Origin of the sequence: Streptomyces sp. NPDC002795 (genome assembly GCF_042888725.1) — a bacterium.
GTDB lineage: Bacteria > Actinomycetota > Actinomycetes > Streptomycetales > Streptomycetaceae > Streptomyces.
The window spans coordinates 455,754-476,290 of sequence record NZ_JBIAQB010000003.1 but is presented as its reverse complement, the minus strand read 5'-3'; the positions used below and the strand labels follow the sequence as shown (position 1 = coordinate 476,290).

General features: G+C 71.2%; 20 protein-coding genes, 1 pseudogene and 1 riboswitch. Of the genes and pseudogenes, 15 read left to right on the top strand and 6 right to left on the bottom strand.

Annotated features, from left to right (window positions below; translation table 11 throughout):
- Window positions 1–105 precede the first annotated feature (105 nt).
- The 3 genes from ACFYWS_RS11495 to ACFYWS_RS11485 all read left to right on the top strand — a co-directional run bounded on the left by ACFYWS_RS11495 (window position 106) and on the right by ACFYWS_RS11485 (window position 3,104).
- Window positions 106–891 (top strand): class I fructose-bisphosphate aldolase, encoded by a 786-nt coding sequence (locus ACFYWS_RS11495; protein WP_389273087.1) that lies wholly within the window; start codon window positions 106–108, stop codon window positions 889–891.
- A gap of 58 nt (window positions 892–949) precedes the next feature.
- The gene (locus ACFYWS_RS11490; protein ID WP_389273084.1) at window positions 950–2,296 is read left to right on the top strand and encodes an L-fuculokinase; all 1,347 of its coding nucleotides are present in this window, start codon (window positions 950–952) and stop codon (window positions 2,294–2,296) included.
- Window positions 2,297–2,384: 88 nt separating this feature from the next.
- Window positions 2,385–3,104: an NAD(P)/FAD-dependent oxidoreductase gene (locus tag ACFYWS_RS11485; protein ID WP_389273081.1), complete on the top strand. Its 720-nt coding sequence runs from the start codon at window positions 2,385–2,387 to the stop codon at window positions 3,102–3,104.
- A gap of 378 nt (window positions 3,105–3,482) precedes the next feature.
- Here ACFYWS_RS11485 and ACFYWS_RS11480 read toward each other — a convergent pair whose 3' ends face one another.
- Entirely contained in the window at window positions 3,483–4,070 is a 588-nt protein-coding gene (locus ACFYWS_RS11480; RefSeq protein ID WP_389273078.1) for a sigma-70 family RNA polymerase sigma factor, read from the bottom strand.
- A gap of 10 nt (window positions 4,071–4,080) precedes the next feature.
- Here ACFYWS_RS11480 and ACFYWS_RS11475 point away from each other — a divergent pair.
- The 5 genes and pseudogenes from ACFYWS_RS11475 to ACFYWS_RS11455 all read left to right on the top strand — a co-directional run.
- Window positions 4,081–4,235: pseudogene (locus tag ACFYWS_RS11475) on the top strand (sugar kinase); the annotation flags it as partial.
- Between the two features lie 496 nt (window positions 4,236–4,731).
- Window positions 4,732–5,724: a dihydroxyacetone kinase subunit DhaK gene (gene dhaK / locus ACFYWS_RS11470; protein ID WP_389273075.1), complete on the top strand. Its 993-nt coding sequence runs from the start codon at window positions 4,732–4,734 to the stop codon at window positions 5,722–5,724.
- A 55-nt stretch (window positions 5,725–5,779) separates the two neighbouring features.
- Entirely contained in the window at window positions 5,780–6,388 is a 609-nt protein-coding gene (dhaL, locus tag ACFYWS_RS11465) for a dihydroxyacetone kinase subunit DhaL (protein WP_389273072.1), read from the top strand.
- Window positions 6,385–6,798 carry a dihydroxyacetone kinase phosphoryl donor subunit DhaM gene (dhaM, locus tag ACFYWS_RS11460; protein WP_389273069.1) on the top strand — a complete coding sequence of 138 codons (414 nt, stop codon included), beginning with the start codon at window positions 6,385–6,387 and terminating at the stop codon, window positions 6,796–6,798. The genes dhaL and dhaM overlap by 4 nt, the downstream gene beginning before the upstream one ends.
- A gap of 132 nt (window positions 6,799–6,930) precedes the next feature.
- Complete coding sequence (locus ACFYWS_RS11455; RefSeq protein WP_389273065.1) at window positions 6,931–7,926, top strand: fibronectin type III domain-containing protein; 996 nt, start codon at window positions 6,931–6,933, stop codon at window positions 7,924–7,926.
- A 13-nt stretch (window positions 7,927–7,939) separates the two neighbouring features.
- On the opposite strand, the gene ACFYWS_RS11450 is transcribed toward ACFYWS_RS11455, so the two are convergent.
- Together ACFYWS_RS11450 and ACFYWS_RS11445 are read right to left on the bottom strand one after the other, a co-directional pair.
- On the bottom strand, window positions 7,940–8,467 hold the full coding sequence (locus ACFYWS_RS11450) for a PadR family transcriptional regulator (RefSeq protein ID WP_389273062.1): 528 nt from the start codon (window positions 8,465–8,467) through the stop codon (window positions 7,940–7,942).
- Window positions 8,468–8,546: 79 nt separating this feature from the next.
- Window positions 8,547–10,562, bottom strand: coding sequence for an FAD-dependent oxidoreductase (locus ACFYWS_RS11445; RefSeq protein WP_389273059.1), 2,016 nt, complete (start codon window positions 10,560–10,562; stop codon window positions 8,547–8,549).
- Between the two features lie 152 nt (window positions 10,563–10,714).
- Here ACFYWS_RS11445 and ACFYWS_RS11440 point away from each other — a divergent pair, with 152 nt between their 5' ends.
- Entirely contained in the window at window positions 10,715–11,173 is a 459-nt protein-coding gene (locus tag ACFYWS_RS11440; protein WP_389273056.1) for a MarR family winged helix-turn-helix transcriptional regulator, read from the top strand.
- A 13-nt stretch (window positions 11,174–11,186) separates the two neighbouring features.
- On the opposite strand, the gene ACFYWS_RS11435 is transcribed toward ACFYWS_RS11440, so the two are convergent.
- A complete protein-coding gene (locus tag ACFYWS_RS11435) occupies window positions 11,187–11,942 on the bottom strand; it encodes a GNAT family N-acetyltransferase (protein ID WP_389273053.1) in 756 nt (251 codons plus the stop codon).
- Between the two features lie 140 nt (window positions 11,943–12,082).
- Between ACFYWS_RS11435 and def the strand changes: the two genes are divergently transcribed.
- Window positions 12,083–12,736 (top strand): peptide deformylase, encoded by a 654-nt coding sequence (gene def / locus ACFYWS_RS11430; RefSeq protein ID WP_389273050.1) that lies wholly within the window; start codon window positions 12,083–12,085, stop codon window positions 12,734–12,736.
- A gap of 3 nt (window positions 12,737–12,739) precedes the next feature.
- Here def and ACFYWS_RS11425 read toward each other — a convergent pair whose 3' ends face one another.
- On the bottom strand, window positions 12,740–13,534 hold the full coding sequence (locus ACFYWS_RS11425; RefSeq protein WP_389273047.1) for a VOC family protein: 795 nt from the start codon (window positions 13,532–13,534) through the stop codon (window positions 12,740–12,742).
- A gap of 98 nt (window positions 13,535–13,632) precedes the next feature.
- Window positions 13,633–14,343, bottom strand: coding sequence for a class I SAM-dependent methyltransferase (locus tag ACFYWS_RS11420; RefSeq protein WP_389273044.1), 711 nt, complete (start codon window positions 14,341–14,343; stop codon window positions 13,633–13,635).
- Between the two features lie 298 nt (window positions 14,344–14,641).
- On the opposite strand from ACFYWS_RS11420, the gene rho reads away from it, so the two are divergent.
- From rho to ACFYWS_RS11395, 5 genes are all read left to right on the top strand, one after another.
- Window positions 14,642–15,835: a transcription termination factor Rho gene (gene rho, locus ACFYWS_RS11415; RefSeq protein WP_389273041.1), complete on the top strand. Its 1,194-nt coding sequence runs from the start codon at window positions 14,642–14,644 to the stop codon at window positions 15,833–15,835.
- 42 nt (window positions 15,836–15,877) lie between these two features.
- Window positions 15,878–16,369 carry a GNAT family N-acetyltransferase gene (locus ACFYWS_RS11410; RefSeq protein ID WP_389273038.1) on the top strand — a complete coding sequence of 164 codons (492 nt, stop codon included), beginning with the start codon at window positions 15,878–15,880 and terminating at the stop codon, window positions 16,367–16,369.
- 65 nt (window positions 16,370–16,434) lie between these two features.
- The gene (locus ACFYWS_RS11405; RefSeq protein WP_389273035.1) at window positions 16,435–16,938 is read left to right on the top strand and encodes an inorganic diphosphatase; all 504 of its coding nucleotides are present in this window, start codon (window positions 16,435–16,437) and stop codon (window positions 16,936–16,938) included.
- Window positions 16,928–17,157: riboswitch (cobalamin riboswitch) on the top strand. Its footprint overlaps the gene before it by 11 nt.
- Before the next feature lie 30 nt (window positions 17,158–17,187).
- Window positions 17,188–18,309 carry a HoxN/HupN/NixA family nickel/cobalt transporter gene (locus tag ACFYWS_RS11400; RefSeq protein WP_389273032.1) on the top strand — a complete coding sequence of 374 codons (1,122 nt, stop codon included), beginning with the start codon at window positions 17,188–17,190 and terminating at the stop codon, window positions 18,307–18,309.
- 148 nt (window positions 18,310–18,457) lie between these two features.
- Window positions 18,458–20,464 carry a GTP-binding protein gene (locus ACFYWS_RS11395; RefSeq protein ID WP_389273029.1) on the top strand — a complete coding sequence of 669 codons (2,007 nt, stop codon included), beginning with the start codon at window positions 18,458–18,460 and terminating at the stop codon, window positions 20,462–20,464.
- The last annotated feature ends 73 nt before the right edge of the window (window positions 20,465–20,537 follow it).

Genomic DNA, 20,537 nt, shown 5'->3' with positions numbered 1-20,537 from the left:
CTGTCCGGGCGGTACAGTCTGTACGTACAAAGCAGTGGCAGCGTCGTCCGCCGACGGAATCCCTCCGGCCTGCGCGTGAACGACCGAAGGAAGGATGAGTCAGTCATGTCCATGGAATACCGGATGCGCCGCACCCTCCCCAGCGACCGCGCGGCGATCATCATGCCCGTCGACCACGGCCTGATCTTCAACCGCATCGCGGGTCTGGAGACGCCCTCCGCGCCCTTCCCCACGTGGACGAAGACCGATGACGTCACCGGCTTCATGATGACGCCGGGCCAGGTCAAGCAGACCGAGAAGTTCTTCGCGGCCAACCCGCACCTCTCGCGCGTGCTGACCATCGACACCTACTACGACGTGGCGAACCTGGACGGCGGCGGCTCGCACCAGCTCATCACCACCGTCGAAGAGGCCGTCCGCATGGGCGTCGACGCCGTGAAGATGCTCTTCCCGTGGAACATGTCGCGCGCCGAGCAGGCCGCGATGTGCCACCGCGTCGGCCAGGTCGTCACCGCCTGCGACGCCTGGGACATCCCCCTCGTCCTGGAGCCGGTCATCATGGGCGCCCCGCGCACCGAAGAGGTCATCGTCGAGGAGGAGAAGGTCGCCCGCATCGCGTACGACCTCGGCGCCCACATCATCAAGATCGCCTTCCCGGGCGAGGAGCGCACCAAGCGCCTGGTCGAGGAGCTCCAGGTTCCGCTGGTCATCGCGGGCGGCCCGCTCAGCGGCGACGTCTCCGAGACCGTCGACGCGGTCGGCCAGACCATCCGGGCCGGTGCCCGCGGCGTGATCGTCGGACGTAACATCTGGCAGCGCGAGCCGAACGAGGCCGGCAAGGTCCTCTCCGAGGTCGGCGCCCTGACCCGTGAGGTCAGCTTCGAGGACTGAGCCTGAGCCCACCCCGGGCGAAGCCACCACCAGCGTCGATCGAGGGAGATGACGACACGTGGGAACCACGACGACACGACGGACAACGGTCCTCGGCGTCGACATCGGCAGCACCAACACCAAGGTCGTCGCGCTCGATCGGGACGGACACGTCGTCGCCCGCGTCCGGCGCCGGACACCGAGGAATGCCGACAATCCCTCGGTCGACGCGGACCAGCTGTTCGAGGCGATCGAGGACATGGTCCTCGAGGTCTGCGGCGACCAGCTGGCCGTGCGGGCGGTCTGCGCCGCCGGCATCGGTGAGGACGGCGTCCTGACCGACACCGGTCTGCGCCCCCTCACTCCCGCCCTGGCCTGGTTCGACCCCCGCCGCCAGGACATCTTCCAGACCCTGGCCCCACAACTGGGCCCGGCCGACGACATGGGGGTCGAACCCGACCCGGCCCGTACCGTCGTCGGCTGGACCTGGGCCCGCACCCAGCCCGGCACCGAGACCGCCACCGGCTGGCTGGCCCTGACCGACTTCGCCGGCGCCCGCTGGGCCGGCACCCCGTTCCTCAGCGAGACCCTCGCCGCCCGCACCGCCGCCTGGCACACCACGGCCCGTACCTGGATGTCGCCCCGCGTAGTGGCGACGCTCGGCACGACGGACCTGCTGCCGCGGGTGATCCGCACCGGTGCCGTGATCGGCCCGCTGCACTCCGCCCGCCTCGCCGAGGCCGGAGTCCTGGCCCCCGACGCCGCGGTCGTCGCGGGAGGCCACGACCATCCGGTCGGCGGCTGGGGCGTCGGCCTGCTGAACGGAGGGGCGGTACTGGACTCCATGGGCACCGCCGAGGTCGTCACCACCCAGTCCCGTCGCCCTGCCCCCAGCCCGGCCAACGGGCTCGACTCCGCCGCCGGCATCCGCCACGACGGGACCACGGTCCTGCGCGTCGAAGAGCTCGACCGCAACATCAAGTGGGCGCGACAGGACCCCGCCCTGTCCACCGTCCTCGACGAACTCATCAGGGGCGACCGGCAGCCCGACGGATATCTCACCTCCGGCACCTTCCGCCCCGGCGCCGCCGGCGGACAGCACCCCCTCTACACCCCCGACGCCCCCACCTCCCCGGCGTCCCGGGCATCAGCCGTCCTTGGAGCGCTGGCCGAACTCGGCGGCCAAGCCATCGACCGCGTCAGTGCCTACGCCGAACCCGGCACACAGGTCTTCACCGCAGGCGGCTGGTCCCGCTCCCCCGGCTGGGTCGCCATCAAGCAGGCCGTCACCCAACGCGAAGCGACCCCCATCTCCGAACCCGAGGTCACCGCGACCGGCGCCGCCCTGCTCGCCGCCCACGCGATCGGCTGGGCCCCCGACCCTGCCACCGCCCTCGCACCGGCCCCGGCACCGCGGGCCGTCTGACCAATCTCGCCCCCGCCCATCCAGTACGACTCCGTCAGGTCCTTGGTGGCGGCTGGGACAGGACCCATGACGCCGAACTCACCGGCCGGTGGGCAAGCGCGCCGTGATCGTCGGCGGTGAACTCGTCAGCTGGTCCGCGGCCGTCACCCTGCGCGAAGCCGGCTGCACACCTGCCCTGGTGGTCAGCCAGTACCCGAAGGCCGAGTCGTACGGAGCCTTCAATGCCGCCGGGCGCACCGTCCTGCGTGTCCCCGTCGCCACCCGCACCCGCGTCACCCGGGTCATCGGCAAAGGGCGCTGCCAGGCCGTCGAGATCGCACACCTCGACACCGGGAAGCGCCGCACCGTCGAGTGCGACACCGTCGTGTTCACCGGCGACTGGATCCCCGACCACGAACTCGCCCGCAGCGCAGGCATCGAACTCGACCGGGCCACACTCGGCCCACTCACCGACACCGCCCTGCGCACCAGCCGCCCCGGCGTCTTCGCGGCAGGCAACCTGGTGCACCCCGTCGACGTCGCCGACGCCGCGGCCCTCGACGGCAAACACGTCGCCGACCAGGTCATCCACCACCTCCACGGCCGGCCACAGCCGACCCAAGGCCTGCGCCTGCTGGCCGACGCACCGTTCCGCTGGATCGCCCCACAGATCCTGCGGCCGGGCGACCCCGCGCCCGCACGCGGCAAACTGCTGCTGTGGACCGACGACTTCGCACACGTCCCCAAGGTGACCGTGCACCAGGACGGGCGGGTCATCACCCGGCGCACGAGCCCGTGGCCGGCCGCTCCCGGACGTCGGCGGCGTTGATCAGAAGAGCCAGGAAGAACAGCACGGCAGCGGCGATGCGAACATGTGAAGTCCTGTTCCTCGTTGACGATGTCGACTCCCGAGTGCCCGCTTTGGTGTTCCGTACCGCTTGCCGGGTAGGCGCGGGGAGAACGAGGACGCAGCATCGCTGCCCTTGTCGAACGACAAACACCCTGGAGGATTCATGGCCGGCATTCTCGACCGGATCAAGCGGTTCAGTCGTAGCCCGCAGGGCAGGCGGGCGATCGCGACGGCGCGCCGGACCGCATCGGACCCCCGCAGGCAGGCCCAGGCTCGAGGGTGGCTCGCTCGGCTGCGCCGCCGGTGAGCGCGGTTCGGGACCGATGACCACGGGCGACGGGAAGCCCATGCGAGGCGTTACTCCGTCGCCATCAGCCCCTCGCGGAGCCTGGCCACCACCTTCGAGATCAGGCGGGACACACGCATCTGGGAGCAGCCGAGCTCGTCGGCGATGTCCTGCTGGGTGCGTTCCTCGACGAAGCGGAGATGGATCAGGCGCCGGTCCCGCTCGTTCAGGTCCACGATCAGCGGGGCGAGGGAGTGGAAGATCTCCACGAGTTCGAAGCGGTCCTCGTCCACGCCGATGAACGCGGCGAGCATCGTGTCGTACTCGTCGTCGGCCCCGTTCACCGCCGCGTCCGGGGAGACGCTGCCGTAGCCGTTGGACGCCTTGTGCGCCTCGGCCGGCTCCACCGTCAAGGGCGAGCGGCCCAGTCTGGTGCTCAACCCCACCCTCGCCTTGGACAGTTCGACCCGCGCCTCCTGCAGTCGGCGCGGCACATGCAGTGCCCAGGACGTGTCACGGAAGAACCGCTTGATCTCACCGCCGATGTGACGATGTAGGGCACGGCGAACGACGTGAACTCGACCCATCTCCTCGGGCCCACGGTGCTTGAACCTGGCGGCCGCGTACCGCACCAGAGAGAGGTTCGTCTCGATCAGCACGTTGCGTACAGTGCCGGGACCAGTGGCGTTCGCCACCGGGCGGCTGGTCGCTCCGTCGATCATGCCCGGCTGGGACGGCTTCAGCGTCCGGTCCTGGCTGCGCGAGCACTATGACGCGCCGGTCTGGTCGACAACGACGTGAACCTGATGGCCCTGGGCGAGCGGCCGTGCGACCCCCGCGCGACGGCCGCGACATGCATGGGCCTCCTCGCCGCTTCGGGTCTGTCCTCCCCGCCGACGCGGGGGTGCTCCCTTGCCGAACCCCTTCTCCATGGCAAATACGCGATCTCCCTCGCCGGCTCAGAGACGCCCATCAGCAAGTGCAGCGCTACGGGCGGGGCAGACAGCATCCTTGTTTCCGGGCCCCACCACGCCGACATGCTTACTCCCCTTCCGTCACTACCCCGGAGGCAACACCCCACGGCGCACGGGCATCCGGCAGCGACAGCAGAAGCAAGCAGCCGAACACCCGCCCCCGCAGCCACGCGCCCTACCGCGACGTCACATCGTTCAGGTCTCAACAGGTGCCCAACACGACCTCTCCGTCGATACTGGCGATGGAGTAGCACCCTCGACACGAAGTACCTGACACCCCGTCAACAACTTGACCAGGCAAAACGCAGGTCGGTGCGCCACCTGCTCACGCCACTCGGAGGTACCAGTGAAAATGTTGATCAACGTAGCCGAGACGGTCGTCGCCGACGCCCTGCGCGGGATGGCCGCCGCCCATCCGGAGCTGAATGTGGACGTCGAGAACCGGGTGATCGCGCGCCGGGACGCGCCGGTGGCAGGGAAGGTGGCGTTGGTGTCGGGGGGCGGGTCCGGGCACGAGCCGCTGCACGGTGGGTTCGTCGGTCCCGGGATGCTCGCGGCGGCCTGTCCCGGTGAGGTGTTCACCTCGCCCGTGCCGGATCAGATGGTGCGGGCCGCCGCCGCCGTGGACAGTGGCGCCGGCGTGTTGTTCATCGTGAAGAACTACACCGGTGACGTGCTGAACTTCGACATGGCCGCCGAGCTCGCCGAGGACGAGGGTGTCCAGGTCGCGAAGGTGCTCGTCAATGACGATGTCGCCGTCACCGACAGCCTGTACACCGCGGGGCGGCGCGGCACGGGGGCGACCCTGTTCGTGGAGAAGATCGCCGGCGCCGCCGCCGAGGAGGGGCAGCCGCTGGAGCGCGTCGAGGCGATCGCCCGGCAGGTCAATGCGAACGCGCGCAGTTTCGGTGTCGCGTTGAGCGCGTGCAGTACGCCGGCCAAGGGCGCGCCCACCTTCGATCTGCCGTCCGGGGAGCTGGAGTTGGGGATCGGCATCCACGGCGAGCCGGGCCGGGAGCGGCGTCCGATGATGACGTCAGGGGAGATCGCGGACTTCTCCGTGAACGCCGTGCTTGAGGACCTCGACCCGAGCAGTCCCGTGCTGGTCCTTGTCAACGGGATGGGTGCCACCCCGCTGCTTGAGCTCTACGGATTCAACGCCGAGGTGCAGCGGGTGCTCGGTGAGCGTGGTGTGCCCGTCGCCCGCACGCTCGTCGGGAACTATGTGACCGCGCTCGACATGGCCGGGGCCTCCGTCACGATCTGCCAGGCCGACGAGGAGCTGCTGCGCCTGTGGGACGCGCCCGTCAGCACGGCCGGGCTGCGCTGGGGCATGTGACGGCCCCACCCTGGGCCGATACCACGTCAACGAAGCTGAACAGCAAGGAGATCACGTGCTCGACGCCGACTTCTTCCGGCGCTGGCTGACGGTGGCCGCCGCGGCCGTGGACCGCGAGGCCGACCGGCTGACCGAACTCGACTCGCCGATCGGCGACGCGGACCACGGCAGCAATCTGCAGCGCGGCTTCAACGCCGTGCGCGCCACCCTCGACAAGGACGCGCCGGACACTCCGGGGGCTGTACTCACCACGGCTGGGCGTCAGTTGATCTCGACGGTGGGCGGCGCTTCGGGGCCGCTGTACGGGACGCTGCTGCGCCGCACCGGCAAGGCACTGGGCGACGCGGGCGAGGTGAGCGAGGCGGACTTCGCGCCGGCACTGAAGGCCGGGGTCGACGCCGTCGCCGCGCTCGGCGGGGCCGCTCCCGGCGACAAGACGATGCTCGACGCGCTCGTGCCCGCGGTGGAGGCGCTCGCCGACGGGGACTTCGCCGCGGCACGGTCGGCGGCCGAGCACGGGGCCGAAGCCACCATTCCGCTACAGGCCCGCAAGGGGCGGGCGAGTTACCTGGGTGAGCGCAGCATCGGGCACCAGGACCCGGGCGCGACGTCGTCGGCGCTGCTGATCGCCGCGCTGGCCGAGGCGGCGGGGGCCGAGTCGTGAGCGCCCTCGGCAAGCCCGTCGGCATCGTGCTGGTCTCGCACAGCAAGGACGTCGCCGAGTCCGTGGCGCGGCTCGCGGTCGGGCTGTCCGGCGGCGGTGACACCGCGCCCGTCGCGGCTGCGGGCGGCACGGAGGACGGCGGCCTCGGCACCAGCTCCGACCTGATCTCCGCGGCCGCTGCCGAGGTCGACCGGGGTGCGGGTGTCGCGGTCCTCGTCGATCTCGGCAGCGCCGTCCTTACGGTGAAGGCGCTGCTGGCCGAGGGTGATGAACTCCCGGACGCCACACGGCTGGTGGACGCCCCCTTCGTGGAGGGCGCGATCGCCGCGGTCGTCACCGCCTCCACCGGGGCGGACCTGGACGCGGTCGCCGCGGCGGCCTCGGAGGCGTACACGTACCGGAAGGAATGAGGGCGCGGGGGCCATGGCCAGAAGGCCTCCAACGAGCGTTTGGTACAGACCTGTTGGCGTGAACCACTTGAGGAATGCCCGCCTCTCGTGCCATACAGGTCTGTACCAATCCGCTCGAACGGAAGGCCCTCCGTGCGACGCCTCCCCCCATGCGCCCTGCTCGCCCGCGCGGCCTGCGCCGCCGCGCTCGTGACCTCGCTCGCCTCCTGCGGTCTCCTCTCCGACGGCGCGAAGGCCGAAGGGCCCGCCCTGTCGGCGCCCGCCGGGGTCACCGCGCAGGCCGGGAGCGCCACCTCCGTACACGTCATGTGGAACCGCCCCGCGAGCACGGCGGAGGTCAAGGGGTACGAGGTGTACCGCGGCGCCAAGCGCGTGAAGCGGCTGCCCGCGGCGCGGCACATGGTGGATGTCACCGGGCTCTCCCCCACGTCCCGCTACGTGTTCACGGTGCGCGCCCGCGGCACGGACGGCTCCCTGGGGCCCGCCAGTACCCGCGTCACCGTCACCACCCCGGCCTCCGTCAAGGAGGACCGCGCGGCCCCGAGCCGGCCGTCCGGGCTGCGCGGGGAGGCGGACGGGGGCCGGGCCGTGTCGCTGGCCTGGCGGAAGGCGACGGACGACCGGGGCGTCGCCTCGTACGACATCTATCAGGGCGCCACGAAGATCCACAGCGTCGGCGGCAAGGAGACGCGGGCGCTGGTCACCGGGCTGCGTCCCGGTACCGCGTACGCGTTCAGCGTGCGGGCCCGGGACGCCGCCGACAACACCTCGGCCGCGAGCGGGACGCTGCGCCTGACGACCGCGCGGGGCAAGGGCGGGGAGGGGCCCGGTACCGCCCCTTCGGAGTTCGAGGCGTCGACACGGCGCACGAAGGGCGCGTACTACATCGACCTGGCGTGGACGCCGCCGAGGACCGGCGGCGAGGTCCCCGCGTACCAGGTGTTCCTGGACGGCCGGGAGGCGACGACGGTGATGTGGGGCGAGAGCGCGCCGGCCGACTCGTCGGCGTACAGCTTCTACATCGGCAAGAAGCCGCACGTGAAGCACCGGGTGAAGCTGCGGGCGCAGTTGCCGGACGGGACGTGGGGTGCCTTCTCGGCGGAGCGGACCGTGACCACGGGGAACTGAGGCGCGGGCCGGCTCAGTCCAGCTCCGTCAGGGTCCGCTCCAGCCAGTCCACCCAGAACCGTTCGAGGTCGATGCCCGCGCGCAGCACGGCGTGCTGGAGACGGTCCGCCTCACTGTTCTTCTCCGGCGGGAAGTCCCGCTTCTCGATGTCCTGATACGTCGTCAACTGCTCGCGGTGCAGGGCGAGATGGCGGTGCAGGTCCTCGGCGATGCCCTCGGTGCCGACGACCGCGGCCGAGCGCAGGCGCAGTGGCAGGGGGTCGCGCAGCGGCTTGGGATCGTGCGGGGCGGCGGTCCAGCGGGCCAGTTCGGCGCGGCCCCGCGGCAGGACCTCGTACTCCTTCTTCTGGCCGCGCGCGGGTGTCTCGGTGGGCAGCGCGCGGATCAGTCCCTCGCGTTCGAGTTTGCCGAGCTCACGGTAGATCTGCTGGTGCGTGGCCGACCAGAAGTAGCCGATGGACTTGTCGAACCTGCGGGTCAGTTCGAGGCCCGACGACGGCTTCTCCAGGAGCGCCGTGAGGATCGCGTGCGGGAGTGACATGTCGTAAGGGTAGGTGAGTTCCCGTCGGTGGAAGGGGAGTCACGTGTCCGGCGGGCCCGGTCACGTGACTCCCCGGTCTCTACAGCGCCGCGGCGACCTCGGTGCCCTGCTTGATGGCGCGCTTGGCGTCGAGCTCGGCCGCGAGGTCGGCACCGCCGATCAGGTGCGGGGTACGTCCGGCGGCCACCAGGTCGTCGTACAGCGAGCGGTGGGGTTCCTGGCCGGCGCACAGGACGACGGTGTCGACGGGGATGAGGGACTGCTCGCCCTCGACAGTGATGTGCAGGCCCGCGTCGTCGATCAGGTCGTACGTGGCGCCCGCGACCATGGTGACGCCGCGGTGGCGCAGTTCGGTGCGGTGGATCCAGCCGGTCGTCTTGCCGAGGCCCGCGCCGACCTTGGTGGCCTTGCGCTGGACGAGGTGCACCTGGCGGGGCGGGGTGGGCCGCTCGGGCCTGGTGAGGCCGCCGCGGTCGGCGTAGTCCATGTCGACGCCCCACTGCCGGAAGTACGTGGCCGGGTCGAGGCTCGCCTTCTCGCCGCCGTCCGTGAGGTACTCGGCGACGTCGAAGCCGATGCCGCCGGCGCCGATGACGGCGACGCGGTCGCCGACGGGCGCGCCGCCGCGCAGGACGTCGAGGTAGCTGACGACGCTGGGGTGGTCGACGCCGTCGATGGCGGGGGTGCGCGGCGTGACGCCGGTGGCGACGACGACCTCGTCGTAGGAGTCGAGGTCGTCGGCGACGACGCGGGTCTCCAACTTGACGTTCACAGCGTGCAGTTCGAGCTGTGTACGGAAGTAGCGCAGCGTCTCGTCGAACTCCTCCTTGCCGGGGACCTGGCGGGCGACGTTGAGCTGCCCGCCGATCTCGGCGGCGGCGTCGAACAGGGTCACCTCGTGGCCGCGCTCGGCGGCGCTGACGGCGCAGGCGAGTCCGGCGGGGCCCGCGCCGACGACGGCGACGCGCTTGCGGATCCTGGTCGGGGAGAGGACCAGTTCGGTCTCGTGGCAGGCGCGCGGGTTCACCAGGCAGGAGGTGATCTGGAGGCTGAAGATGTGGTCGAGGCAGGCCTGGTTGCAGCCGATGCAGGTGTTGATGGTGTCGGAGCGGTCGGCGGCGGCCTTGTTCACGAACTCCGGGTCGGCGAGCATCGGGCGCGCCATGGAGACCATGTCGGCGGCGCCGTCGGCGAGCAACTCCTCGGCGAGTTCCGGGGTGTTGATGCGGTTGGTGGTCACCAGCGGGACGTTCACCTCGCCCATGACCTTCTTGGTGACGAAGGTGTACGCGCCGCGCGGCACGGACGTGGCGATGGTGGGGATGCGGGCCTCGTGCCAGCCGATGCCGGTGTTGATGATGGTGGCGCCTGCCGCCTCGATCTCCTTGGCGAGGTGCACGACCTCGTCGAGGGTCGAGCCGCCGGGGACCAGGTCCAGCATGGACAGGCGGTAGATGAGGATGAAGTCGGGGCCGACCCGCTCGCGCACGCGGCGCACGATCTCGACGGCGAACCGGATCCGGTTCTCGTAGGAGCCGCCCCAGCGGTCCTCGCGGTGGTTGGTGGCGGAGACGATGAACTCGTTGATGAGGTAGCCCTCGGAGCCCATGACCTCGACGCCGTCGTACCCGGCGGACTGGGCGAGCTCGGCGGCGCGCGCGTAGTCCTCGATGGTCCGCTCGACCTCTTCGTCGGTGAGGGCGCGCGGGACGTGGGCGCTGATCGGCGCCTGCACGGCGCTCGGCGCGACGAGGCCCGCGTGGTGCGCGTACCGGCCGAAGTGCAGGATCTGCATGGCGATCCTGCCGCCCGCCGCGTGCACGGCGTCGGTGACCTCGCGGTGCTGTGCGGCCTCCGCCTCGTCGGTCATCTTGGCGCCGCCGTCGAAGGAGCAGCCTTCGGCGTTGGGCGCGATGCCGCCGGTGACCATGAGGCCGACGCCGCCGCGGGCGCGGGTGGCGTAGAACTCGGCCATGCGCGCGAACCCGTTCGGCGCCTCCTCCAGGCCCACGTGCATCGAGCCCATCAGAACGCGGTTGGGGAGCGTCGTGAAACCGAGGTCGAGCGGGGCGAGCAGGTGCGGATAGCGGCTCATGGGGCCCTCCGTGCGGCGGTGAACGGTCGAGTCAGTTGTAGAGGACACCGCACCGGTTTTGCAACAAGTTGCATAAGAGATCCGCGCCACGTCGGGCCGCCGCGGGGCGAGCTGGGTTGTAGAGTGCAACGAGCATCCCGAAAGGAACCGCCGTGGCACAGCCAGATCACCCGGCCGACCGCGAGGCGGCCGTGGAGACCATTCAGCGCGAGCTGACCTCGTTCGCACGGCGCGCGCGGGCCACCGCCGCCCGGATGCACCCCGAGCTCTCGCTCGTCTCGTACTCGCTGCTCGCCCACCTCGACGAGCGGGGCGGCTGCCGCGCCACGGACCTGGCGGCGCACTACGCCCTCGACAAGTCGACCGTCAGCCGCCAGGTGGCCACCCTTCAGCGGGCAGGCCTCGTGATCCGCCGCGTCGACCCCGACGACCACCGGGTCCAGGTCCTGCACCCGACCGAGGCCGGCGCCGACCTCCTGCGCCAGGTGACCGTCAACCGCCGCCAGATCTTCGGCGACCGCCTGGCGGACTGGCCGGAGGAGGACCTGGAGCGTTTCGCCGACTACCTGGTGCGCTACAACCACGCGGCCCAGGAGGAGCCCGGCGCGTAGAGCACACCCCGCGCTATCGCGGCGCGCGCACCGTGCGGAAGCGGGTCGTGTTGCGCAGGTGGAAGCCCAGGGACTCGTACAGGCGGATCGCACTCGTGTTGGCCGCGCCGGTGTGCAGGAACGGCGTCTCGCCACGCTCCCGGACCACGGCCGCGACGGCCTTCACCAGACGCCCCGCGAGGCCCTTGCCCCGCTGGTCCGGGTCGGTGCACACGGCGCTGATCTCGGTGTGTCCCGGCAGGTGCAGGCGCTCCCCCGCCATCGCGACGAGCGTGCCGCCCTGGCGGATCCCCAGGTACGTGCCGAGTTCTATGGTGCGGGGCGTGAACGGGCCCGGCCGGGTGCGGGCCACCAGGTCGAGCATCTCCGGCACGTCGTCGGCGGTGAGCACGACGGCCTCCGGGTCCAGGGCCGCGTCCACCGCGTCACCGACCATGCGCACGCCCGCGTGATCCACCGTCGCCTCCCACCCGTCCGGCAGCCCGACGTCGGTGCCGAGCAGCGGCAGCGTTCCGTCGGGGGCGGCGAAGGCGGCGAGATCGGCCCAGTCCGCGGGGCCGGGGTCAGGGGGCAGCGCGGTCCACGGCGTGACGTCGGTGGGATAGCGCAGGGCCCGGCCGCTCCACTCGGCGAAGTGCGCGTGCGGTCCTGTGAGCGCGGCGTACGCGGGGTGGTCGAGGGGGTGGAACCCGCCGCCGGTGTGCGGTGCGGGACCCGTGGTGCCCTCGTGTGCTGCGTACATCTGCGTCTGCGGCTGCGTCTGCGTCATCCGTCGGAACCTTCGAACCTTCTCCTGTGCCACTGCCGCCCCATCCGTCAGGGCGGCCACAGGATCAGAACCGTCGGTGCGGCCGAGGCATTCCCCCACCCCCGTTGTCGACGCGCGACCACGCTTGGCATCCTGGCGCGATGCCGTTCACGTCACTGACTGATCACGTCGAGTCCCTACTGGCCGGAGCCGCCGAGCAGCCACTGCCGATCGTCGCGGCGGGCGACCCGGTCCTGCGCCGCCCCGCCGAGTCCGTCGACGGGCAGCTCCCGGACGAGCTGCTCGCCCGGCTGATCGCCGCGATGCGGGTCACGATGCATGCCGCGCCCGGCGTGGGCCTGGCCGCGCCGCAGATCGGGGTGCCGCTGCGGCTCGCGGTCATCGAGGACGCGGCGGCCGTGAGCGAGGAGCTGCGGGTCGCGCGGGGGCGGACGCCGCAGCCGTTCCGCGTACTGGTCAATCCGGCCTTCGAGCCCGTGGGCGAGCGCCAAGTGGGGCTCTACGAAGGGTGCTTGAGCGTGCCGGGCTACCAGGCCGCGGTCGCCCGGCACGAGCGCGTTCGACTGCGCGCCCTCGACGGGCAAGGGCGCGCGGTGGACGAGGAGTTCACGGGCTGGCCCGCGCGGATCGTGCAGCACGAGACGGACCATCTGAACGGCACGCTCTACCTGGACCGGGCCGAGATGCGCTCCCTGTCGTCGACGCAGAGCAGTGTCACGGTGAGGCGCTGGGCACAGCCGACTCCCCAACTCGCCTCTCAGGAGCTGGGGTTCACTCTTCCCGGATCCGACTGAGCGTCAGCCGATGTCCGGCATCTCGCCCTTGGCCGCACTCACGTCGATGACGGAGAACGCCGCGCCCTGCGGGTCCCCGACCGTCGCGAACCGGCCGAACGGGCTGTCCATCGGCCCGAAGTACAGCTGGCCGCCCAGGCGTTGGACGGTGTCGACGGCCGCGTCGCAGTCCTCGACGACGAAGTACACGTTGATGTGCGAGGGGACCTCGGCGGGGAAGTCGTCCGTCATCTGCAAGCGGCCCATGGCCGGTTCGCCGGCCAGGTTCCAGACGTTGAAGTCCATCTGCTCGTCGGCCATCTTGTGCACGTCGTAATTGAAGACGGCAGGGAAGAAGGAGTCGGTCCTCGCGGCGTTGCGGGTGTTGACCTCGGCCCAGCAGAACGCGCCGGGCTCGTTGACCTTCTCGAAGCCCTCGTGGGTGTCGGGCTGCCAGACGCTGAAGACGACGCCCGCCGGGTCTTGGGCGGTGACCATCGTGCCGAACGAGGCGACCTGCATCGGGTCCATCATGAGACTGCCGCCCGCGTCCCTGATCCGCTCGGCGACCGACTCGATGTCCGCGGTGGCGAGGTACAGGTTCCAGGCGGGGTGCACGCCCTCCGCGCCGGGCATCTGCGGCACGAGAGCCGCGACGCGCTTGCCGTCGGGCGTCCTGGCCTGCGTGTAGTTGCCGAACTCGGCGCTGCCCTCGTCGTAGGTCCAGCCGAACAGCTCCGTGTAGAAGCCCTTCGCGGCCTCCAGGTCGGGGAACATGGCGTCGGCCCAGACCGGCGCGCCTTCAGGACGAGCGGACATGCGCGACACCCTTCGGTCGGCCGCCGGGCACGACGCGGCCCGGCAGGTATGGGACCACGCTAGGCGCGGCGGGGCCGGGGCGCTATCCGGCGGGCCCGTCAGCGGCGCGTGGCCACGACCAGCCTGCACCGCGGGCTGCCGTCGGCCCGCTCGCCGAGCTCGGGCAGCGCGTGCAGCGCCACATCGAACCCGGCGCGGTCCAACTCCCTCCGTACGTCGCCGAGCCGGAACGGCCGGTAGTACATGACGAACGGGGGCCGCCACACCGCGTTGCGCACCCGCATCGCACCGTCGAAACCGAGCATCGCCCAGTAGCCCACCGATCCAGGGCCCGCAGGCGCGGGCAGCGGGAACGCGAACTGCCCGCCCGGGCGCAGCACTTGGCACACCTCGGAGAACAGTCGCGGCCACTCGCGCGGCAGGAAGTGTCCGAACGCCCCGAAGCTCACCACCAGGTCGAAGACCTCACCGAAGGGCAGTGCCAGCGCGTCCGCTCGCACGCAGTCGGCCGCCGGCTCACCGCGCCTCGCGACATCCAGCATCCCGCCGCTGAAGTCGACGCCCACGGCCCGCCCGACACCCGCCTCACGCAGCACGCGCAGGCCCGCCCCCGTGCCGCAGCACAGGTCGAGCCCGGTGTCGTACGGGCCGAGTCCGGCGAGCGTGCGGCCCACCGCGTCCAGCACGACATCCGGGGTGCGGAACGGTGTGTGGTCGAATTTCGGCGCCAGCAGGTCGTACCCCCGCTCGACCGAGGACAGTGCCTGAACGGCCAGCTCGCGGAGGGTGGGGCCCTGATCGGTGAACATGGCGGATCAGCATAGGGCGTGCCGGGGCCGACGTCGGGGCTTGCCGCGCGGCAGGCTTCTGGTGGTACGGTCTTAGCGGTACATGTGCTCGCCCGTTTCGAGGCGCCGGTACCGAATCTCTCTCTTCAGCGCTCCTGGTTCGACGGTGTTCCCGTCGCCATACTGCGCACGTCATCCCTGGTCAGCGGCTTCTGGCGGGCTCTTCACCCGTCGCCGTACCCGCCAGGTTCTCCTCGGCCGCGGGGCGCGCTCAGCCGCCCCCGCCACTCGCCGGATCCCACCCCTTCCCTGCCTCTGTATGCCTGCCGCGTCCGCGGCCCGGCCCGCGAAAGGACCTGTGATCACCATGACCACGGCCACCACCACGAGCACCACCCCCGCCCCACCCCAAGAATCCGTCCGCGCCGCCGGCGTCCTCGACATCGGCGGGAACGGGGCCGGTTTCCTGCGGGCGGCCGACCTGGAGCCCACGTCGCACGACGTCCAGGTCCCCGCCCACCTCATCCGCCGACTGGGCCTGCGCAAGGGCGACTTCGTCGAGGGGACGTGCGGGAAGCCGCGCGGCCTCGTACACGTCGAGACCCTCGACGGCGCCCCCGCGGACGCGAGCCGCCGCCGCCCGCACTTCGCCGACCTCACCCCGCTCCACCCCAGCGAGCGGTTCCGCCTGGAGCACCCGGCCGCGGGGCTGGCCGGACGGGTCGTCGACCTGTTCACGCCCGTCGGCAAGGGGCAGCGCGGCCTGATCGTCGCCCCGCCGAAGACCGGCAAGACGGTGCTGCTGCAACAGCTCGCCGCCGCGTTCGCCGCCAACCACCCCGAGGTCCACCTCATGGTGGTGCTCGTCGACGAGCGCCCCGAGGAGGTCACCGACATGCGCCGCTCCGTACGCGGCGAGGTCTACGCCTCGACGTTCGACCGCCCGGCGAAGGAACACATCGCGCTCGCCGAACTCGCGGTCGAGCGCGCCAAGCGCCTCACCGAGCGGGGCCGCGACGTCGTGATCCTCCTCGACTCCCTCACCCGGCTGTGCCGGGCGCACAACAACGCCGCCTCCACCAGCGGCCGCACCCTGTCGGGCGGTGTCGACGCGGCCGCCCTGCACGGGCCGAAGCGCTTCTTCGGCGCGGCCCGCGACGCCGAGGAGGCCGGTTCGCTGACCATCCTCGCCACCACCCTCGTCGACACCGGTTCCCGCGCCGACGACTACTACTTCGAGGAGCTCAAGAGCACCGGCAACATGGAGCTGCGCCTCGACCGCACCCTGGCGCAGCGCCGCGTCCACCCGGCCGTCGAGCTCATCCCCTCCGGCACCCGCCGCGAGGAACTCCTGTTCCCCGCCGCTGAGTTGAGCGTCGTCCGCGGACTGCGGCGCGCCCTCCAGAGCCGCGACCCGGCCGCTTCCTACGAGGCGCTTCTCGACAAGCTGCGCCAGACCCCGGACAACGCCACGTTCCTGCGCCAGGCCCGGTCCACGGTGCCGGCCGCCTGACCCCGCCCCCGAATGCGCTACCGAATACGTAATACTCGACACATGAACGCGAGTATTACGCGCCGCGGAGGGGGCCCCTCGATCACCATCCGGCGGGCCACCACCCAGGACGCCCGGCGCCTCACCCGCCTCGTGCGCGGCTCCAGCGCCTACCGGGACCCCTACGCCTCCATGGTCGCGGGCTATCGAGTGGGGCCCGACTACGTAGAGGCGCACCACGTCTACGTAGCGGTGGATCAGGCCGACGGGCGGGTACTCGGCTTCTACGCGCTGCTCACCGAGCCGCCGGAGCTGGACCTGATGTTCGTCGCGGACGAGGCGCAGGGCCGGGGCATCGGCCGGCTGCTCGTCGACCACATGCGGGAGCGGGCCCTCGCAGCCGGCCTCGATCACGTACGCGTCGTCGCGCACCCGCCCGCCGAGGGCTTCTACCGCGGCATGGGCGCGCACCGCACCGGCACGGTGCCCGCGCGCCCGCCGGCCGTCGCCTGGGACCGACCCGAACTCGAATTCCCCATTCCCCCCGCCGCCTGAGGGGTTCCGCCCTTGCCCGGTACGGCGCACACTCATGGGCGTCGGAATGCGGCAAGGAGGCCACATTGGGCAGCAGTCAGGCACGCGCCGAGGCGTTCGACGTGATCGTGGAGATCCCGCAGGGCTCACGGAACAAGTACGAGATGGACCACGATCTCGGCCGGATCCGGCTCGACCGGATGCTGTTCACGTCGACGCAGTACCCCGCGGACTACGGCTACATCGAGGGCACGCTCGGCGGCGACGGCGACCCGCTGGACGCGCTCGTCCTGACCGGCGACGCGACGTTCCCCGGCTGCGTCGTCGAGTGCCGGGCGATCGGCATGTTCGTGATGAGCGACGAGAAGGGCCCGGACGAGAAGGTGCTGTGCGTCCCCGCGCACGATCCTCGGCACGACGCGACCCGGGACATCGGGGACATCCCCGAGTTCGACCGCCTGGAGATCACCCATTTCTTCGAGGTCTACAAGGATCTGGAGCCGGGCAAGTCGGTCGCGGGGTCCCACTGGGAGGGCCGGGAGAAGGCCTACGAGGAGATCCACCGGGCCCGCGAGCGCGCTTTTGAGTAGGTAGTAGGGTGGTCGGGCCGTGGTGCTCGGGAAGCCGGTGACAGCCCTTCAGGGGCTCATTCCGGAGCGGCCCTCGCCACTGTGATCGGGTTTCGGACAGCGCCGTCCGGAGCGCGTCGTTCCACCCTGTACGCCACTGGCGGCCGTCGGCCGCTGGGAAGGCCGGAGCGGCGGGCACACCCGTAAGCCAGGAGACCGGCCGCGGCATCTCACGAAGTGATCCACGAGGTGCTGGAGCGTGATCGACGCATGACCCTGCCCGGGAACTCCCAGAATTCCCCTGCCCTGAACTCCCCTCCCCCTGCCTTCCGTTGGCGCCGCGAGGACACGCTGCGCACGGCAGGACTGATCGCGGTGATCGCCGCGCTGCACGTCGTCGCGTTCGGCGTGCTGTTCCTTCTCGTCGTCCCCGAGCACTACGAAGTGGGCAACAAGGCCTTCGGTATCGGCCTCGGCATCACGGCGTACACGCTCGGCATGCGGCACGCCTTCGACGCCGACCACATCGCGGCCATCGACAACACCACCCGCAAGCTGATGGCCGACGGCAAGCGACCCGTCTCGGTCGGCTTCTGGTTCGCGCTCGGCCACTCCAGCGTGGTCGTCGCGATGGCGGCGCTCGTCGCGGGCGGCGCGGCGCTCGCGGGCACGCTGCTGAACGACGAGTCACGCACCCACCAGGTGCTCGGCGCCGTCGGCACGACCGTCTCCGGTACGTTCCTGTACCTCATCGCGGCGCTCAACCTCGTGGCCCTGATGGGCATCCTGAAGGTCTTCAAGGCGATGCGCGCGGGCTCCTACGACGAGCGCAAGCTGGAGGAGCACCTGGACTCCCGCGGGTTCATGAACCGGATCCTCGGCCGCTTCACCAAGTCCATCACCCGCCCGGGGCAGATGTTCCCGCTCGGCTTTCTCTTCGGGCTCGGCTTCGACACCGCGACCGAGGTGACGCTGATGGTGATGGCGGGCAGCGGCGCCGCGGCGGGCCTGCCGTGGTACGCGATCCTGTGCCTGCCGCTGCTGTTCGCCGCGGGCATGAGCCTGTTCGACACGCTCGACGGCACGTTCATGAACTTCGCCTACCAGTGGGCGTTCTCCAACCCGGTGCGCAAGGTGTTCTACAACCTCACCATCACCGGTCTTTCGATCGCGGTCGCGTTCTTCATCGGCACGATCGAACTCGTCGGCGTCCTGCACGACAAGCTCGCCCTCAGCGACGCCGTCACCGGGTGGATCGCCGGGCTCGACCTCGACAACGTCGGGTACGTGATCGTGGGCCTGTTCGTGGCCGTGTGGGCGGCGGCGATCGCCTACTGGCGGCTGGCGAGGGTCGAGCAGCGCTGGTCGGCGAGGCTCGCCGACGGCGCGTAATTCGGTTGCCGGGATGCGCGGCCGACTGCTGCACTGAGCTCCACGCGGCAGCCGGCCGCGCACCCCGACCGTGAGGACCGATCCATGCGCACTGCAGACATGTTCCTTCAGAAGGCCCCTGCCCTCTCCCTCAAGGACATGACTGCCAGTGCACACCCTGAATCTGGGCATTCTCGCGCACGTCGACGCCGGTAAGACCAGCCTGACCGAGCGGCTCCTGCACACCGCAGGGGTGATCGACGAACTCGGCCGGGTCGACGACGGAAGCACCCGCACCGACTCCCTCGACCTGGAGCGCCGGCGCGGCATCACCATCAAGTCGGCCGTGGTGTCGTTCCCGGTCCGCGGCACGAGCGTCAACCTCGTGGACACACCTGGCCACCCCGACTTCATCGCCGAGGTCGAGCGGGTGCTCGGGGTGCTCGACGGGGCGGTGCTCGTCGTCTCTGCCGTGGAGGGCGTGCAGGCGCAGACCCGCGTCCTGATGCGGACACTGCGCCGACTGCGCATCCCCACCGTGGTGTTCGTCAACAAGGTCGACCGCGCGGGCGCCCGCGAGGCATCACTCCTCGACGACCTGCGCCGCAAACTGGCTCCCGCCATGGTCCCGATGAACACGGTGACACGCGGCCTCGGCAGCCGGGACGCGCTCTGTGTCCCCTACGTCGCCCATGACACGGACCATCGCGCCCGCCTGGTCGACGTACTCTCCGCCCGCGACGACGCGCTGCTGGAGGCGTACGTCAAGGACGAGGAGTCGGTCACGTACGCCTGGCTGCGCGACGCGCTCGCCGAGCAGACGGCGCGGACCGAGGCGCATCCCGTGTACTTCGGCTCGGCGATGACCGGGGCGGGGGTCGACGCCCTCGTGGACGGCATCACACGACTGCTGCCTCCCGCCGAGGAGCTGCCCCAACTACCGCTGTCCGCACGCGTGTTCAAGGTGGAGCGCGGCGCGGCCGGCGAGAAGATCGCGTACGCCCGCGTGTTCACCGGGACGCTGCGGGTGCGCGAGCGGCTCGCGCTGCCCGGCGGCGGGGAGGACCGGGTGACGTCGGTGCGCGTCTTCGCGGACGGGGCTGACACACCGCGTACGGAAGTGGGCCCCGGGCAGGTGGCGCGCTTGTGGGGACTCGGCGGAGTACGCGTCGGGGACGACCTCGGTGAGCCCCAAGTGCCCGTGAGAGAGCACCACTTCGCGCCTCCGACCCTGGAGACGGTCGTCGACCCGGAGCGGCCGGGGCTGCGCGGCGCCCTGCTCGCCGCACTCACCCAGCTCGCCGAGCAGGACCCCCTGATCGGCCTGCGGCAGGACGACATCCGCCAGGAGATCTTCCTTTCGCTCTACGGCGAGGTGCAGAAGGAGGTCGTGCAGGCCACGCTCGCCGAGGAGTTCGGGCTCGCCGTGACGTTCCGGGCGTCGACGCCGCTGTGCGTCGAGCGGCCGACGGGCTCCGGTGCGGCGGTCGAGGTCATGAAGGGCGAAGGGAACCCGTTCCTGGCGACCATCGGCCTGCGGGTCGATCCGGCGCCGGTCGGCTCGGGCGTCGCGTTCCGGCTCGGCATCGAGCTCGGCTCCCTCCCCCTGGCCTTCATCAAGGCCATCGAGGAGACCGTGCACAGGACACTGCGCCAGGGGCTGCTCGGCTGGCAGGTCACCGACTGCACGGTGACGCTGACGCGCTCCGGATACGCGCCACGACAGAGCCACGCGCACGCCGTCTTCGACAAGTCGATGTCGAGCACGGCGGGCGACTTCCGCGGGCTGACCCCGCTCGTCCTGATGAGCGCACTCGCCCGCGCGGGCACGGCGGTGTGCGAGCCGATGCACCACTTCCGGCTGGACATCCCGGCCGATCTGTACGGGGCGGTACTGCCGGTGATCACCCGGCTGCGGGCGGTGCCGACGGGGCAGCGGACGGACGGCGGGGCGTGGACGACGGTCGACGGACTGATCCCCGCGGCACGGGTGCGCGCCCTGGAGCAGCAACTGCCGTCCCTCACCAGGGGCGAAGGGGTCCTGGAGGCCTCCTTCGACCACTACGCCCCGGTCCGCGAGGACACCCCGCGCCGCTCCCGCACGGACCACGACCCGCTGCACCGCAAGGAGTACCTGCTGCGGGTGGTGCGCGGGGCGGGGGCGCGGACGGCGTGAAGGTTCTGGGTCGATCCGGGACGGTTGATTCCGGGCCGTTCGGCCCACCGCGAGGGCCCCTTGGCCCCGTCCG